Source organism: Acinetobacter sp. ANC 4862 (assembly GCF_004336635.1).
In the GTDB taxonomy this organism is placed as follows: Bacteria; Pseudomonadota; Gammaproteobacteria; order Pseudomonadales; family Moraxellaceae; genus Acinetobacter.
Window position 1 is genome coordinate 82,361 of sequence record NZ_SJXH01000005.1, and the last position, 16,377, is coordinate 98,737.

Annotated in this window: 12 protein-coding genes; 11 read left to right on the plus strand and 1 reads right to left on the minus strand. The window is 43.6% G+C overall.

Annotated elements, in window-relative coordinates; genetic code table 11:
• Nucleotides 1-33: 33 nt before the first annotated feature.
• Nucleotides 34-1,452 carry a polyphosphate:AMP phosphotransferase gene (gene pap / locus E0409_RS03780; RefSeq protein WP_131287801.1) on the minus strand — a complete coding sequence of 473 codons (1,419 nt, stop codon included), beginning with the start codon at nucleotides 1,450-1,452 and terminating at the stop codon, nucleotides 34-36.
• A gap of 207 nt (nucleotides 1,453-1,659) precedes the next feature.
• On the opposite strand from pap, the gene E0409_RS03785 reads away from it, so the two are divergent.
• From E0409_RS03785 to E0409_RS03835, 11 genes are all read left to right on the plus strand, one after another.
• Nucleotides 1,660-2,364: a DUF8198 family protein gene (locus tag E0409_RS03785; RefSeq protein WP_131287804.1), complete on the plus strand. Its 705-nt coding sequence runs from the start codon at nucleotides 1,660-1,662 to the stop codon at nucleotides 2,362-2,364.
• A gap of 167 nt (nucleotides 2,365-2,531) precedes the next feature.
• Complete coding sequence (gene ubiE / locus E0409_RS03790) at nucleotides 2,532-3,476, plus strand: bifunctional demethylmenaquinone methyltransferase/2-methoxy-6-polyprenyl-1,4-benzoquinol methylase UbiE (protein ID WP_131287807.1); 945 nt, start codon at nucleotides 2,532-2,534, stop codon at nucleotides 3,474-3,476.
• Nucleotides 3,477-3,487: 11 nt separating this feature from the next.
• Nucleotides 3,488-4,156, plus strand: coding sequence for a ubiquinone biosynthesis accessory factor UbiJ (locus E0409_RS03795; protein WP_131287810.1), 669 nt, complete (start codon nucleotides 3,488-3,490; stop codon nucleotides 4,154-4,156).
• 6 nt (nucleotides 4,157-4,162) lie between these two features.
• Nucleotides 4,163-5,782 (plus strand): ABC1 kinase family protein, encoded by a 1,620-nt coding sequence (locus E0409_RS03800; protein WP_131287813.1) that lies wholly within the window; start codon nucleotides 4,163-4,165, stop codon nucleotides 5,780-5,782.
• A 168-nt stretch (nucleotides 5,783-5,950) separates the two neighbouring features.
• Nucleotides 5,951-7,030, plus strand: coding sequence for a patatin-like phospholipase family protein (locus E0409_RS03805; RefSeq protein ID WP_131287816.1), 1,080 nt, complete (start codon nucleotides 5,951-5,953; stop codon nucleotides 7,028-7,030).
• 255 nt (nucleotides 7,031-7,285) lie between these two features.
• Nucleotides 7,286-8,077: a bifunctional phosphoribosyl-AMP cyclohydrolase/phosphoribosyl-ATP diphosphatase HisIE gene (gene hisIE / locus E0409_RS03810; RefSeq protein WP_131287819.1), complete on the plus strand. Its 792-nt coding sequence runs from the start codon at nucleotides 7,286-7,288 to the stop codon at nucleotides 8,075-8,077.
• Between the two features lie 10 nt (nucleotides 8,078-8,087).
• A complete protein-coding gene (locus E0409_RS03815) occupies nucleotides 8,088-9,593 on the plus strand; it encodes a UvrD-helicase domain-containing protein (RefSeq protein ID WP_131287822.1) in 1,506 nt (501 codons plus the stop codon).
• A 29-nt stretch (nucleotides 9,594-9,622) separates the two neighbouring features.
• Entirely contained in the window at nucleotides 9,623-10,990 is a 1,368-nt protein-coding gene (locus E0409_RS03820; protein ID WP_131287825.1) for an AAA family ATPase, read from the plus strand.
• Between the two features lie 371 nt (nucleotides 10,991-11,361).
• Nucleotides 11,362-14,211 (plus strand): monovalent cation/H+ antiporter subunit A, encoded by a 2,850-nt coding sequence (locus tag E0409_RS03825; RefSeq protein WP_131287829.1) that lies wholly within the window; start codon nucleotides 11,362-11,364, stop codon nucleotides 14,209-14,211.
• Nucleotides 14,204-14,569, plus strand: coding sequence for a Na+/H+ antiporter subunit C (locus E0409_RS03830; RefSeq protein ID WP_131287831.1), 366 nt, complete (start codon nucleotides 14,204-14,206; stop codon nucleotides 14,567-14,569). Before E0409_RS03825 ends, E0409_RS03830 begins: the two co-directional genes overlap by 8 nt.
• Entirely contained in the window at nucleotides 14,569-16,377 is a 1,809-nt protein-coding gene (locus E0409_RS03835) for a monovalent cation/H+ antiporter subunit D (protein WP_131287834.1), read from the plus strand. The genes E0409_RS03830 and E0409_RS03835 overlap by 1 nt, the downstream gene beginning before the upstream one ends.

Below are 16,377 nucleotides of genomic sequence, written 5' to 3' on the forward strand. Positions count from 1 at the left end.
TGATCAAGGCAGATTAATCTCTCCGCTGAGAGCTTAATTCGCTCTCAGCTGTTTTAGGATTGCTCTTAATACTTCTAAACGTGCCGTATTTTTATCATTGGTGGCAATAATATACCAAGGGGCATGGGCTGTACTTGTTCTTTCAAACATATCTGCTGCGGCACTTAAATATTCATCCCATTTTTCACGATTACGCCAATCATCCGCGGTAATTTTGAAGCGTTTATGCGGGGTTGCTTCACGTACTTTAAAGCGCGCCTCTTGTTCATCCTTACTAATCGCCAGCCACAATTTAATCACCACCGTTCGACTATTGACTAAATCTTTTTCAAAACGGTTAATTTCATCATAGGCACGTTGCCATTCGGCCTCGTTGACAAAACCCTCAACACGCTCAACCAATACCCGGCCATACCAGGAACGGTCAAAAATAGTAATATCTTCCTCCGTTTGTAACTTGGTCCAAAAACGCCATAAATAGGGATGACGTATTTCATATGTCTCAGGTGCGGAGATGGGGTGAATATCATATTCACGTGGATCAAGATTCTTGACAATGCGTTTAATCGCTCCACCTTTACCTGCCGCATCCATTCCTTCCAAAACAACAATGGCCTTAAGATCATCAAAACGTAGGGCTTCTGCTACTTTAAGAGACAGGTTTTTCAGCTCTTTTTTATAATCTTCTTTGGTAATCGGCTGATTTTCAGGATGCAATAACAGTTCTGGAACAGCAGCTTGTTTCCATGTGGCTGTGCTTTGACTTAAATGTTTAGGACAATGCTTCATGGCTGCCAAAATGGTCTGCGCAAATTGTTGATCTCGCGTTTTTTCATCTTCACAATCGATAATCGTCCAGTCTTGGGTAAAGCGCTGACGTAGCTTTTGCACGTTGTCATATTGTTTTTTATTGCGCCAGTCCAGACCATGCAATTTGTGCCAATGCACTTCACTCGGATCAATATTGTCGAGTCGTTTCTGCAAAGATTTCCACGACAAGTCAAACCAGACTTTAATCACGTCAACATGATTGTTTTTTAAATCCTGCTCAAAAGCACGCATATCTTCAATGTATGCATCAAACAGCGTTTCATCCAAGGGCTTGGACACATGCAAGGCGGTGACCAGCAAATCAGTGTACCAATTACCAAACATCACCATAATTTCACCTTCAGCAGGAATGGAAGGTGCATAAGGTTGCCAAAAAGTTTGCTTCTGATCCAACATGATTGGTGGATCTGCTTTGACTCGCAAATAACGGGGATCGACCCATTCACGCAGTTGCTTGACTGACTCCCCCTTGCCCGCCAATTCAATTCCATTGACTAAAACCAGAACACTTTTAGCATTCTTTTGATCGCGGGTATTTTTTAAAAGATATTGTGCTTCAATCAGATTCAAGGAGAGCTCATCTTCATCCAGCAGCTGACTTTCTATTTTTTCTGAAGGCATATAATTCTCAAATCTATCGTTCTTCATGGCAGTATAGCGAAGCTGAATACGACACAACATAGCAAGATGTGCAGTTTATGTTGCTTAGAATTGCTTATTTCCAGATCAAACTGACCTGTTTAAAATCATTTTTTCATCATTTTGTCATAGCAGCTTTGTCAATCTAGCTCTAAGATTTACCCAACTGAAAAATAATAGGGACGCATAATGTCGAAACTGGCTGCATTCGATGACTTGTTAGAGTTGTACTATCAATTGAATTATCATCAAAACCCTGACATTTTCCAACGTCTTCAAGATGTGCAAGCCTGGCAAAAAAACCGCACGCAAAACACGCATGTCAAACAGTTTGCAGAAAAACACAATATTTTAATGTCTGAATATTTTCTGAATCGCCTGTATGGCGGTCCAGATTTCGATGCTTTGGCAGAGCAAATTGCACGTTTAGCGAAATATGCACATAAAGCCGAAAAAATCATTCCTGAAAATGCCATTAAAACCGGTACCTCTGGAGTTGAACTGGCAATTTTAGCGGTACAACTGGATGAACAAGTGGCGATGCAACTACTCGAAGATTATCATCCCTATGAAACTTTAACCGATGAAATGATGCGTCTGACTTATCTTAAACTGGATCAAGGACAACAACGCCTGAAACAGCTGGATTTACTCGATCAATTGGGCTTCAGTTTGGATAAATACATGCGCTCATTTATGGTTCAGACCGCATTTAAAATGTGTAAAGGCACTGCTCATAAATATAACTTTCAAGTGATGTATGAATTTATGCAGGATGGCTTTTTAGCGATGAAACCGTTAAAGTCGGCAGAGAAGTTTGTCAAAGATTTTACTGCGGTTGAACGTCAAATCATTCATAAAGTTCATGCAGGTGATCCGAATCCATTTCAATAACGTCATGCTGTGATGAAAATAACACAATGAGCTGCGAATAAAAACACAGAGCAAATTTCTGTATATTATTCATAACAATTGCATGCGGATTGCTGCACAACGTCTTAGAATCTGTCATCATGCAAGCACTGCAATATTAACCCTATTTTTATGTTAGGAGTGACTCTATGTCTAACGAAAATCAAACGCCTACCTCTACATCTGAGTCGGCACAAAATACAGACAAAGTGAGTCCATTCTTAACTGAACCATTACCGCAAGGGACAGCACAAGGTCAGCAACAAACCTTACAACAACAGTTGACCGATACGCCTGTCACCGGTTCAGTTCCTAAATACAATCTGCCGCGTGGCGCAAACACCGGCAATGTGGGCGAAACCACACACTTTGGCTTTCAAACTGTAAACAGCCAGGACAAAGCACAAAAAGTGGCGGAAGTGTTCCACTCTGTAGCGAGTAAATACGACATCATGAATGACTTGATGTCATTTGGTATTCACCGTTTATGGAAACGCTTTGCCATTAACATGTCTGGCGTACGTCGTGGTCAGCATGTACTGGATATTGCAGGCGGTACAGGTGACTTGGCTAAAGTCTTCAGTCGTGAAGTCGGTCCTACCGGTCATGTGGTTCTTTCAGACATTAACGAATCGATGTTGAATGTCGGTCGTGACCGTTTAATCGATGCCGGCTGTACCAATGTGGACTTTGTTTTAGCCAATGCTGAAACTTTAGAGCCATTTGCAGACAACAGTTTTGACTTGCTCACCATCAGCTTCGGTTTACGTAACGTGACCGACAAAGATGCGGCACTCGCGGCAATGTACCGCGTGCTTAAGCCAGGCGGTCGTTTATTGGTGCTTGAATTCTCTAAACCGGTGTTTGAGCCATTCTCTAAACTTTATGATTTATATTCGTTCACAGCTTTACCGATCATGGGCAAAATTATTGCCAATGACTCGGAAAGTTATAAATATTTGGCCGAATCAATTCGTATGCACCCTGACCAACGTACCCTAAAAGGTATGATGGAAAATGCCGGATTCCAAAACTGTGATTACCACAACTTAACCGGTGGCATTGTCGCGGTTCACCGTGGCTTTAAACTTTAAGGTTTCGCACTATGTGGTCGATTCTGGCACTCGGTGCAGTTGAACGATTAATTCATCATATGATTGATCTGGATGCGATTACCCGCATCCAGCTGAATGAACTGCAAGGCAAAATGTTGCGGGTGGTCATTGACTCACCGCAACTGTCTGTCGATGTATTCTTTGACCAAGACAAAGTTCGCTTAGAACCGACAATCACGGGTCAAAGTGAGACACCATCCATCTTCGAACAACGTCCATTCGATAAAAATGAACAGATTTCTGAAGCGACTGCGACCTTACAGTTTAAAAATGTAGTCGAGCTTTTGAAACTGTTATTGGCGGACGATGTCGGCAATATTCCGCTGCAAGGTGACTATCACCTGTTGCAGGATATTCAACGCATTATGCAACAGGCCGAACCGGATTTAGCCTCGCATTTAAGTCCGTGGATTGGCCCCGCCCTTGCACATGAACTGGGTAAAATCCAACTTGCACCGAAACAGTTAAAACGCACGCTTGAAAGCTATGCGTTCTTTGCCGAAGATGCATTAAAAGAAGATACCGGTCTGTTTGCCTCACGCTGGCAGATGGATGATTTAAACCAAGACACCCGAATTTTCAATCAAAATTTAGATCGTGCTGAAGCTAAAATTCAACAACTTCAGGCACAGATTGATTCAACTCAAAACCAGGTATAAGCATTTATGATTCCGCACGTTTCACGTTTACTCGAACTTTGGCGCATCGCCGCGCACTATAGACTCGACACGTTGTTTCCTGCGGAAGAATTACCTGAAAAAGCCCGTCATGCTTTAAGCCTGATTCGTATGCACCCTGCGGTATGGTCAAGCCGTGAACGTAAAAATCCACTTAAGCTGAAAGAAGCTCTAGAGGAAATGGGACCGCTTGCGATCAAACTGGGGCAATTGTTATCCACCCGTCGTGATTTGATTCCACCCGAAGTTTTACAACAATTGGTGCTTTTACAAGATCGGGTCAAACCCTTTGACAACAACGTTGCCAAAATGCGCATTCAGGAATCCCTGAAAGCCGATGTAAATACCTTGTTTGCCCGTTTCGATGAACAACCGCTTGCTGCGGCTTCCATCGCTCAGGTGCATACTGCGGCTTTGCATGATGGTCGTGAAGTGGTGGTGAAAGTCACCCGCCCCAATATTCGTCAGCAAATCTTACAAGATTTTGAAATTCTCGATTGGCTCGGTGCTGCCTTAGAAAAACGTCTAGAAGCGGCACGCGCATTACACCTTTCTGAAATTATTCAGGACTATCGTCAAATCATTCTGAATGAACTGGATTTGACCTTAGAAGCCGACAACACTCGTCGTATGCGCCATTATTTTACCGGCTCAAGCATGATGTATGTGCCTGAAGTATATATGGACAGCAAAGATGTGATGGTCGCTGAGCGCATCACTGGTGTTCCCATTTCCGACATCGCCACTTTCGATCGCATGGGGATGAATCGGGCGGACTTGGCAGAGAAAGGTTTAACCATCTTCTTTACCCAAGTGTTCCGGGACAATTTTTTCCATGCCGACATGCATCCGGGGAACGTGTTTGTCGAAACCATTAACCCGAGTAATCCACGCTTTATTGCACTGGATTGCGCGATTATGGGTGAGCTGTCCAAACACGATCAAATGACCGTGGCACGCATGTTACTGGCAGTAATGAACAGTGACTTTATGCAGCTGATTCTGGTGGTGCATCAAGCCGGCTGGATTCCACCGGGTACAGACCAGGATGCTTTAGCGCGTGAAATGCGTCGTACCGTGGGGCCAATGGTTTCCAAACCGATGCATGAATTGGACTTTGCCGGCATCCTGATTCAAGTGATGGATATTGCCCGTCGTTTCCATCTGGAAATTCCGCCACAATTGATGTTATTGCTGAAAACACTGGTTCATGTCGAAGGTTTGGGCACCGACCTTTATCCTGAACTGGATATCTGGAAACTGGCGAAACCGATCTTGACCGACTGGATTAAAGCACAAATGAATCCGCAGAAGAATCTGAAAGAATTGGGACAAAAAATTCCTGATCTTCTGCTCGGTGCACAGGATTTACCTAGCTTGATGATCGACAGTTTAAACGGCTTAAAGAACCAGTCGGCTTGGCATTCCAAACAGCTCAATGAACTGCAAAGCATGCGTTTGCAAATGGAAAATCAACAAAAACGTAGCTGGATTTTCGGCAGCATGATGGCAATCTTCTTGTCCATTGCGATTATTGCGCCATGGTATGTTTCGATTCTTTTGATTGCATTTTCCAGCTTACTTGCTGTTTGGCGTGTGGTGAAATAATAAAGTCCCCTTATTGCCTAGATCTACCTTTAAACAGCCTGATTATTTAAATCATCAGGCTGTTTTTCCATACAATGACTGATCAGTCACCCACTGATGACTCTCGCCATTGTTGCTTATATCTAACAGCTTAAAATAACAACACACTTGTATATTTAATCATAGATCATGACGCAAATCCTGCATAAACGCCCTCCTTCATTAAATATCCGTGCTGGCCGATTGGCACGCCAACTGATTGAAAAAGAAGGTTTGCAGGCAAGCTTTGTCGATACTGTTCCCGGTGCAGCAGGTGGCCCGAAAGGTATTGGTATCCAAGGCTTGGATCAAGCCATTTTTGGCAATTTCCTTGCACAAGCACCACAACGTAGAACCCTGATTGGTTCATCCATTGGCAGTTGGCGTTTTGCCAGTATTCTTGCTTGGGGTGCTAAAGAAGGGACTGAACGTCTTTCAGAACTTTATACCAACCTGTATTTTCACAAAAAAATGTCACGTCAAGACGTCGGTAATATTTGTCAAGGCATGCTAATTGACCTGATTCAAGGCAAAGAACAACAACTGGTTGATCATCCTGATTATCATCTCACTGTGATTTCAATTAAAGCACAGCATATTTTCCAAAGTGATAAGTCCTTTCCTCTCCTTACGTCTATCGCGGGCATTGTTGGTAGTAATGCACTCGGTCGTAAACATAACCGTCTGTTTATGCAACGCGTGATTAGCCAACCAAAAATGGGGACACAATTTAAAGTGGATGATGACTTTGTTACCCATTATCAAACTTTAAATAGCGACAATGTCACGCCTTGGTTGATGGCTTCTGCATCTATTCCGGGAGTTATGGCGGCTATTCGCGATATTCCGGATGCGCCTAAAGGCAGTTATCGTGATGGGGGGTTAATTGACTATCACATTGACCTACCTTTTGAGAGCCAAGGCATTGTGCTGTATCCGCACTTTAGCGACCGCATTACACCAGGCTGGTTCGATAAAATGTTGAAAAAGCGTAAGGCGAATCCTGAAAATCAGGCACGAACTTTACTACTTTCCCCTTCCGCAGAATATTTGCAATCGCTACCACTCGGACGCCTGCCCGATCGTAAAGACTTCACTTTAAAAGGCTTAGATCAGAAACAGCGCATTCAAATGTGGAACCAATGTGTAGCCGAAAGTCAGCGCTTGGGTGATGAATTTTTAGAAATGGTGGAAAAGCAAAACTTGCCGCAATTTATGCAAGATTTATAAAACTACTCTGAGTCGAGCTTATCCATGGATAGGCTTAATTTTAAGTGGCATATTTCAATCAGTGGATTTTTGATCCGTTTTACCCATAAAAATAATGAAATACATTTGCACGAAAAAAACATACAACTGCGTAATGAGCAAACCAAATGATCATGCGTATATTTTTTTCTCAAACACTCGCTAATCACGTACACTATGTAGTTGCGATTTTAATTCGCTCTTTTCCATTTTGAACATATTTTTGGTGAAATTCTCATGAACAACTTGCAATGGCTCGATGAAGTAAAATTTAACGAACAAGGTCTAATCCCTGCCATTGCACAGCATCATCAAAGCGGTCGTGTGCTCATGGTTGCATGGATGAACCGTGAAGCTTTAGCCTTAACTGCAGAAAAAAACCAGGCCGTTTACTTCTCACGTTCACGTCAAAAATTGTGGCATAAAGGCGAAGAATCTGGTCATTTCCAAACCGTGCATGAAATCCGTTTAGACTGCGATGCAGACGTGATTGTGTTGCAAATTGAACAACATGGCGGCATTGCCTGTCATACCGGTCGTGAATCATGTTTCTATCGTAAACTCACACCAAATGGTTGGGAAATTGTCGATGCGCAATTGAAAGATCCAAGCCAGATTTATGCTGAAAAATCTGCCCATTCACACAATCCACATACGCTTGCCATGAATGCCTCAACGGCTCAATCTGAACAAGTGGAAGTGCTGGACTATTTAGGTCAGATGATGACCGAGCGCAAAGCGGCAGATCCTGACTCCTCTTATGTGGCGAAGTTGTATCACAAAGGCTTAAACAAAATTTTAGAAAAAGTCGGTGAAGAAAGCATTGAAACCATCATCGCAGCGAAAGACTTTAAAGCTGAAGCGCATGAAGATAATAAAAATGACCTGATTTATGAAGTGGCAGATTTATGGTTCCATACCATTGTCATGTTGGGCTATTTCGATCTTGAACCACAAGTGGTTTTAAACGAACTGGCACGTCGCCAAGGCTTATCTGGATTGGTTGAAAAAGCCAATCGTCAACACTAAGCCAATGACTGTGTCTAATTCGCAAAAACCGAGTGCAACCTATGAGCAAGCCATTGCCATAGACAATGCACGTTTGGGCAAATCCTTTAAAGTGATTGCTTATGCCGGCACAGGTAAAACCACCACTTTAGAAATGATCAGTGATGCCATGCCCGAGCGGCGTGGCATGTATCTGGCGTTTAACAAAGCCATTGCATCAGAAGCACAAAGTAAATTTCATCGTGGTGTCGACTGTCGTACTTTTCACTCACTGGCTTTTCGTAGTGTGCCGCGTGGCGTGACCGATAAACTGCGTTTACCGCGTTTAAGTCCAAGTTTTATTGCCAAGGAATATCGACTGCAACCGATTACCCTGCGTCGTATGATGGGTGGACGTTATGAAAAATATGTGATGATGCCGAGTCGTTTGGCGAGCTTGGTGGCGAATGCGGTCAGTTATTTCTGTTCGACCAGTTCACAATATCCTGCGCCACGCCATCTACAAGCACCGAGCTGGTTGCATCCGGATGATATTGATGAGTTGCAAAAGCATCTTTATCCCGCGATTGAACGGCGCTGGTTAGAATCGATTGACCCCAATCATCAAGCCGGGATTGGTCATGATATTTACCTGAAACTTTGGGCTTTGTCTGAACCGAATATCCCAACAGATTATGTGTTGTTTGATGAAGCACAAGATGCCGACCCCCTGATGCTGGGAATTTTGCTTAGACAGCGTAATACCCAGGTGATTTATGTCGGTGATGCCCATCAACAGATTTATGCCTGGCGCGGTGCGGTCAATGCCATGCAGCAATTGCCCTTGCCTGAATCCAGATTAACGACATCATTTCGTTTCGGTGAAGAAATTGCCTTAAATGCCAATGCGATTTTGGGCGCCTTAAACGAAACCGTGCCACTATTGGGCAATCCGTATCTCAATTCAAAAGTAGTCAATAAACCGCATACCAAACAACGCGATGCGATTTTATGCCGTACCAATGCGCGGGCGATGGAGTTATTGCTTGCAGGTTTAGTGCATGGAGATAAAGTTAGTTTACAAGCCGATCATGTCAAGCTGAACCGTTTTGTTGATGCCGCCAGCATGCTGAAACAAGGCAAACGAGTGACTGATGTGCCTGAACTGGCCTGGTTTAATTCATGGCATGACGTACATGAATATTGTGAAACCAATGACGGCAGTGACATTAAACCCTTGGTGAAACTGGTCGATGATCACGGTACCGATCCACTCAAAAGAGCCTTGGCGAAAATCACTCCGATTGAACATGCCGACTACATTATCTCAACTGCACACAAAGCCAAAGGCTTGGAATGGGATCGTGTGCATATCGAAGATGACTATCAGTTTAAGGTCAATGAAAAAGACCATAAAATTAGTGACGAAGAGTTAAGATTGCTTTACGTTGCCTGCACACGTGCTAAAGTGAGTTTAAATATTCACCACATTTACGATTTGGTACAGCAACTCAAAAAGCAAATGCCATTATCGTTGCGTAAAGCCGTGGGAGAATAATTCAGCTCATTTCGCAATGCAGGTGTTTTATGAAAATCGAATCTGTTCAACTCAAACACGCCCTTCATTTTGCTGATCTCAAGCTGAAATTTAGTGATAAACCGATCACCCTGATTCTGGGTGATCAAAGCTCGGGTAAAACCGGCATTTTAAAATTCACTTATCAAGCACTGACCTGGTTTGCAGCACGTTATAAAGACTTTCGTGCTGCCGGTGTAGTGATGCTTGATCAAGACATTATGTTCACGCGCTTGCAATCCAAAATTGATATTCGGGTTCGAATTCCCAATGATATTGGCACTTTAACCGAAGCCAGTGAACCGCAAGACAAAGCACTTTCTTACTGTGATTGGCAGCTGTATAAAACCTTAAATAGTCATGGTATAGGCACCAGCAAAGCCGAGACCCAACAATTGGAAAACTTGGTCGAACTTTATCAAAATGCGATCAAACATGATCAGCTGCAAGGCTTACCCTTAATTGCCTATTATCCTGCGGAACGCTTCGTCAATGAAATGAATATTCTGAGCAAGAATAATCCTATCATTTTCCAGACCTCACACGCCTATGAAATTTCAACTATTCCTTACACTACCTTTAGCCGTTTTTTTGAGTGGTTTCGTGAAATCAGTGATATTGAAAATGCCCAGATTACCCAACTGTTTCAACAATTGCTGTCCAATCCATCCATCCAGAAAAACAAAGATAATGGCTTTCTGCAACAATTGGTCAATGCTCAAAAACAAATGAACGCACCGAGCCTGGATGCGTTAAAACAAGCCTTAAGCACGGTCATTCCTGCTTTAGAAGAAATTTATATCCAATACCAGCCTAAATTACAGTTGATGGTGAGCTATCAGAATAAAACCATGCTCTATCAACAATTGTCTAATAGCATTAAAAACTGGATCGCATTAGTGGGGGATATCGTGCGCCGCTTATGCTTGCTCAATCCAAACAGTTTATATCCATGCCTTGAAGGGGATGGAATTTTATTGATTGATGCAATTGACCACCAGCTCGATCAAAATACCTCGCAAGTGATTTTGCAACGCTTACATCAGGCATTTCCACAGCTACAGATTATTGCTACCGGCAATCGTAGTGAATTACTGGAACATGCAGCAGACTATCAATGTTTGAAACTGGAAAATAAACAGATCTTTGATATGCAGCTGCAACCTTTGCAAGACAAGTTTGACACGATTTATGAGAACCTGGTTTTTAACGAAGAAGTGATTGAAACCGATCCATTGCTTGAACCCGAATTAGAAAGCATCACCCCACAAAGCATCATGCAACAAATTCAACAGCATTTAAGTGCAGAACAACAAACTGAATTGCTTCATTTATTGAATCAGCAGGATGATAGGTCTTCGCACCATCCCCTGCCATAACCCAAAAGATTGAATTTAATTACCAAACAGATTCGATATTTCAAAGCGCCATTTTCAAGAATCATTTTTAAGTTTTCATCTGTCTAAACACTCGGCGCCTAGAAAGAATGGATGAGCGTATAATAGGTTAGCTGTGCGCAAAAATAATTGATGTTGTTTTCTTCATGTAATAAGATCAAGTATATTTAAAGTTTTATAGTAAAATCCGATTTTACTATCGCTTTTTACAAGTTGCGCAACACAGCTTGTTTTTCCATATTTTTAATTTAATTTGGCTTTCAAGATTGAGAAGTTTGGATGGTTCTTTGCTGTCCTGTAGTCCTTGAAAGATAAGATTCACCCTTGGTTTTTTACCAACCTGATTCACGACAATGGATATGAGTGTGCTACCGATTATTATATTGTTACCGTTAGTACTGGGCACAACCCTTGTCTCGTGGCTGAAGAAATTTTCACGCGGGGTAACGGCTCTAGCGGCCATTGCAGTCAGTTTAAGCAGCCTGATCTTGTTACTGACTCAAGCAAAAGATGTCTTTAATGGCGGAACAATCACCCAGACTTGGGCTTGGTTACCTCAATTAGGGATCGATTTAAGCTTCCGTATGGATGCCTTAGGCCTGCTGTTTTGTTTACTGATTAGCGGTATCGGTACCCTCATTTATATTTATGCCTATTATTATTTAAGCCCTAAAAGTTCCCTAAGTAAATTGTATCTATTGCTGATGCTGTTCATGGCAGCCATGCTGGGGATATCACTTTCCAATAATTTAATTTTATTGCTTATTTTTTGGGAACTCACCAGTATTTCCTCGTTCCTTTTGGTCGGTTACTGGAGTAATTACCAAGCTGCACAACGCGGTTCACGGATGGCACTTACCATCACCGGGATGGGCGGTCTGTCGATGCTCGGTGGCTTTATTCTGCTCGGTCAAATTACAGGCACCTATCAGATAGACCAAATTTTAACAATGAAGGATCAGATTCAAAGCCATTCGCTGTTTGTTCCCACCTTGCTGCTCATTCTAATGGGTGCCTTTACCAAAAGTGCCCAGTTCCCGTTCCATTTTTGGCTACCCAATGCCATGGCAGCCCCGACACCGGTATCCGCCTATCTGCATTCAGCGACTATGGTTAAAGCGGGGATTTTCCTGCTGGCACGTTTTACCCCCATTTTTGTCGGTGCAGCGCTTTATCATAATATTGTGACGTTTGTGGGGTTATTTACCCTGTGTATGGCAGCCTTTTTTGCCATTTTTAAAGAAGATTTAAAAGGCTTACTCGCCTATTCCACCATCAGTCATTTAGGCTTGATTGTCTGCCTGTTGGGGATTGGATCACCGCTAGCGATTGCCGCAGCCATTTTCCATATCATTAATCATGCGACCTTTAAAGCAGCATTGTTCATGATTGCCGGAATCATTGACCATGAAACGGGAACCCGTGATTTACGCAAGTTAAACGGGATTTGGCAATTGCTGCCGTTTACTGCAACCCTGACCATGATCACTGCTGCCTCGATGGCGGGTGTACCCCTGACCAATGGATTCTTGTCCAAAGAGATGTTCTTTACTGAACTACTGGCCAATCTCTCTGGGCCAGTCATGATTTTCTCGGCGGTTATGGCAACACTGGCGGGAATCTTTGCGGTCGCCTATTCGGTGCGTTTGGTTCACGGGGTATTTTTCGATGGTCCGCTGGGACGACAAGTTCCCAATCAACATGCACATGAGCCGCCTTTTGGTATGCGTGCACCCGCAGTTCTGCTTGCTGTTTTATGTATTTTAGTCGGTCTGGCACCTGCCCTTTTGGTTGAAAAAATTGTCAATTCAACTGCGCGTGCCAGCACTCAACTCCCTGACTTTACCGGTGCACATTTAGCCATTTGGCATGGCTTCAATCTGCCTTTAGTGATGAGTATTATCGCGCTATGCGGTGGGGTGATTTTATATTTCGCTTTTGCCAAAAACGGTAAAATTCGCGAGATTGATTTAGATCTGAGCTTGGGACAATTCCAAGGCAGAATCTTATTTGACTTATTCCTCAAGCATCTGTTACTGAATTCACGCAAGTTCAAACGTAAAACTGAAAATGGTTCACTGCAAAGCTATTTAATGTGGATTGTGTTATTTAGTGCCGCTTTGCTAGCCATGCCACTGATCAATCAGGGACTCACCACAGGTACGCGTGAATTAACCCATGCGCCTGCGCTTGGCATTGTACTGTGGCTGTTATTATTCTCAGCCTGCTGGATGATGTTGTGGTTCCACCATGAACGGATTAAAGCAGTGCTGATTAGTGGTGCTGTTGGTTTAGTGGTGACCATGGTTTTTGTGACCCTGTCTGCACCGGATCTGGCTTTAACCCAGATTACCGTTGATGTGGTCACCACTGTACTCTTACTCATGAGCTTATCATTACTGCCACAGCTTACACCTTATGAGTCCAGTGTTTCACGTCGTTGGCGTGATGCGCTGATTGCCATTGGCGGTGGTCTCGGTATTGGCTGGATTAGCTGGTTAATCTTGACCCGTGACCACAACTCGATTTCATGGTTCTTCATGCAGCAATCCATTCCACTGGGTGGCGGCACCAATGTGGTCAATGTGATTCTAGTCGACTTCCGTGGTTTCGATACCTTTGGTGAAATTACTGTACTGGGTATTGCTGCCATTGGTGCCTTATGTTTAATGGATGGCATGCGTACCCACGGTACCACCATCACTCAAGGCTTGACCTACCGTTTTAATCCCTCTCCCTTGATGTTCAGGATTACCGCGTCTTGGGTTTTACCTTTGGCACTGGTGGTGAGCCTGTATATCTTCCTGCGCGGTCATAACTTGCCGGGTGGCGGATTTATCGCCGGCTTGATCACCGCTTTAGCTTTAATCATCCAATATATTGCCCTGGGTCAAGATCAAGCAGAACAAATGCTGAAAGCCAAATCCGGACGTTTATATGAAATCTGGATTGGTTCAGGTCTGGTCATTGCCGGACTGACTGGACTCGGTGCGTGGTTCTGGGGACGTCCATTCCTGACTAGCGCACACATTTACATCTCACCACCCATTTTAGGTGAAATCCACCTGGCGTCTGCTGCCTTATTTGATGTCGGGGTCTATGTCACCGTTGTTGGTGCAACCATGCTGATGATCTCGGTCTTAGGCGACTCACGTCACTCCAGTATGGCTGGTCCGGTGCTCAAGGGAGAAGAAAATGATTAGTATCGAATTTTTACTCGCCTCGGCTATTGGCCTACTGACTGCAACGGGAATTTATCTCATTTTACGTGCCCGTACTTTTCCGGTGGTTTTAGGTCTCGCCATGATTGGTTATGCAGTCAATTTATTTTTGTTCGCGATGGGAAGGATTCAGGTCAATGCCCCGGCGGTGCTGACTGAAACCAGCAAAGCAACCGATCCCCTACCCCAAGCCTTGGTGTTAACCGCCATTGTGATTGGTTTTGCGACCACGGCTTTTATTGTGCAACTGGCTTTGCGCAGTCGTTATGAAACAGGTACAGATCACGTTGACTCCAAAGAAGATATTGTGCCGATTGACCCGCGTGAGGATGAGCCTTAATGAATGCTTTCATCCAGTTTTGGACTGAACACACCCCTATTTTTATCATTTTAATTCCAGCTTTTACTGCTTTTTTACTGGTTCTTTTGGGGAATCCAGGCGCAGGCGCATTATCACGGGATTGGCGTCAACCTTGGCGTCGCGGGATTAGTTACATTTCTTCAATTTTAGGTTTAGTCACTGCCATTCTTTATTTGAACTTGGCCAGCAGTGGACAAATCAGCATCTATAATTTAGGTGAATGGTCTGCACCCTTCGGGATTGTCTTGGTGCTAGACCAACTTTCCGCCCTGATGCTGGTACTGACCTATGCCTTGGCAACCCCAATTTTATGGTATGCCAGTCACGAGTGGGATGCACGTGGACGTTATTTTCATGCCATGTTCCATTTCTTGCTCATGGGCTTGTGTGGTGCATTTCTGACAGGCGACTTATTTAACTTATTCGTATTCTTTGAAATCTTGTTGATGGCATCCTATGTCCTGCTGGTACACGGACAAGGCAAAGCACGCTTTCAACTCGGCATTCATTACGTCACCATTAACTTACTGGCCTCTGCCCTGTTTTTAATTGGACTCGGCATCATTTACGGCAGTGTCGGTAGTTTAAACATGGCAGATGTCGCACGTCTAATCCCCCTGTTGGAACACGATCAGCATAAACTCGCAGTCGCGGGTGGCTTACTGTTATTTGTGGTGTTTGGGATTAAAGCCGCCATGCTACCGGTTGGTTTTTGGTTACCGAAAACCTATGCCGTCGCAACCACGCCTGTCGCAGCAATTTTCACCATTATGACCAAAGTGGGCATCTACGCCATCTTACGTATTAATGGCACCATTTTTGAAGATGACTTGAGCCACAGTATTTTGGCAAACTGGTTGCTTCCGATTGGTTTAATCACCTCTATCTATGGTGTCATTGGGGCGATTGGTGCAGAACGCTTGCGTCGTTTCGTCGGTTTTATGATTTTGTCCTCGATCGGAACCCTCTTAATCGCGATTTCCCTGTTTAATACCTTGGCATGGGCTGCGGCACTTTATTATTTAGTGCATAGCACCCTGATTGCAGCGGCGTTTTATTTGCTCTCGGGCTGGATTACGTCACAACGTGGAGCATTCAAGGACCATTTCAATATTGCACCGCAAATGAAACAACAAAAAGTGGTGTCATTAGTCTTCTTTTTAATTGCCTTGATGATGGCAGGTTTACCTCCATTCAGCGGTTTTTTAGGTAAAGTCTTTATCTTGCAGGCGACGTCACATTCACCTTATCAACTGGTGATTATTGCGGTTGTGCTGATAGTCAGTTTACTCAGTATTATTGCATTTACCCGAATTGGCTTTGTGTTATTTTGGCGTGCCACGATGCCTGAAGATAATCCAGATACGGATGAATTTAAGGCATATCAAGCTTTACCTGAGCAATCGCCTGCACGAAATGACAAAACCATCTATTTACTGCTTTCAGGTTTAATCGTATATATGGTCTGTGCGAGTCCTATTCAGCAATACATGTTTAAAACGGCTGAACAAATCCAGAATAATGCCTTATATGAAGGGATTATTTTACATAAAGATAATCTTAATCAGGTGATTAGCGTTCAACCCTATGATCCTGAAAACCTGCCTGAAACCAAATATGGCGGTGAAACGGTCGATCCGAATGCACACCTGATTCCTTACATTATTTCGGAAGATACCTTGGAAGGTGAGCATATTTCGGAATATAAGCAGCGCCAAATTGAACAGCAGCACATGCAGGAACCGGTTAATGTGGATGATGCCAAACTCAAACCTCAGGAGCCTTAA

Coding starts and splice junctions, on each gene's coding strand:
- ubiE (WP_131287807.1), top strand. CDS start 2,532: ATGTCTAACGAAAATCAAACGCCTACCTCTACATCTGAGTCGGCACAA.
- hisIE (WP_131287819.1), top strand. CDS start 7,286: ATGAACAACTTGCAATGGCTCGATGAAGTAAAATTTAACGAACAAGGT.
- E0409_RS03805 (WP_131287816.1), top strand. CDS start 5,951: ATGACGCAAATCCTGCATAAACGCCCTCCTTCATTAAATATCCGTGCT.
- E0409_RS03830 (WP_131287831.1), top strand. CDS start 14,204: ATGATTAGTATCGAATTTTTACTCGCCTCGGCTATTGGCCTACTGACT.
- pap (WP_131287801.1), bottom strand. CDS start 1,452: ATGCCTTCAGAAAAAATAGAAAGTCAGCTGCTGGATGAAGATGAGCTC.
- E0409_RS03825 (WP_131287829.1), top strand. CDS start 11,362: ATGGATATGAGTGTGCTACCGATTATTATATTGTTACCGTTAGTACTG.
- E0409_RS03795 (WP_131287810.1), top strand. CDS start 3,488: ATGTGGTCGATTCTGGCACTCGGTGCAGTTGAACGATTAATTCATCAT.
- E0409_RS03820 (WP_131287825.1), top strand. CDS start 9,623: ATGAAAATCGAATCTGTTCAACTCAAACACGCCCTTCATTTTGCTGAT.
- E0409_RS03785 (WP_131287804.1), top strand. CDS start 1,660: ATGTCGAAACTGGCTGCATTCGATGACTTGTTAGAGTTGTACTATCAA.
- E0409_RS03800 (WP_131287813.1), top strand. CDS start 4,163: ATGATTCCGCACGTTTCACGTTTACTCGAACTTTGGCGCATCGCCGCG.
- E0409_RS03835 (WP_131287834.1), top strand. CDS start 14,569: ATGAATGCTTTCATCCAGTTTTGGACTGAACACACCCCTATTTTTATC.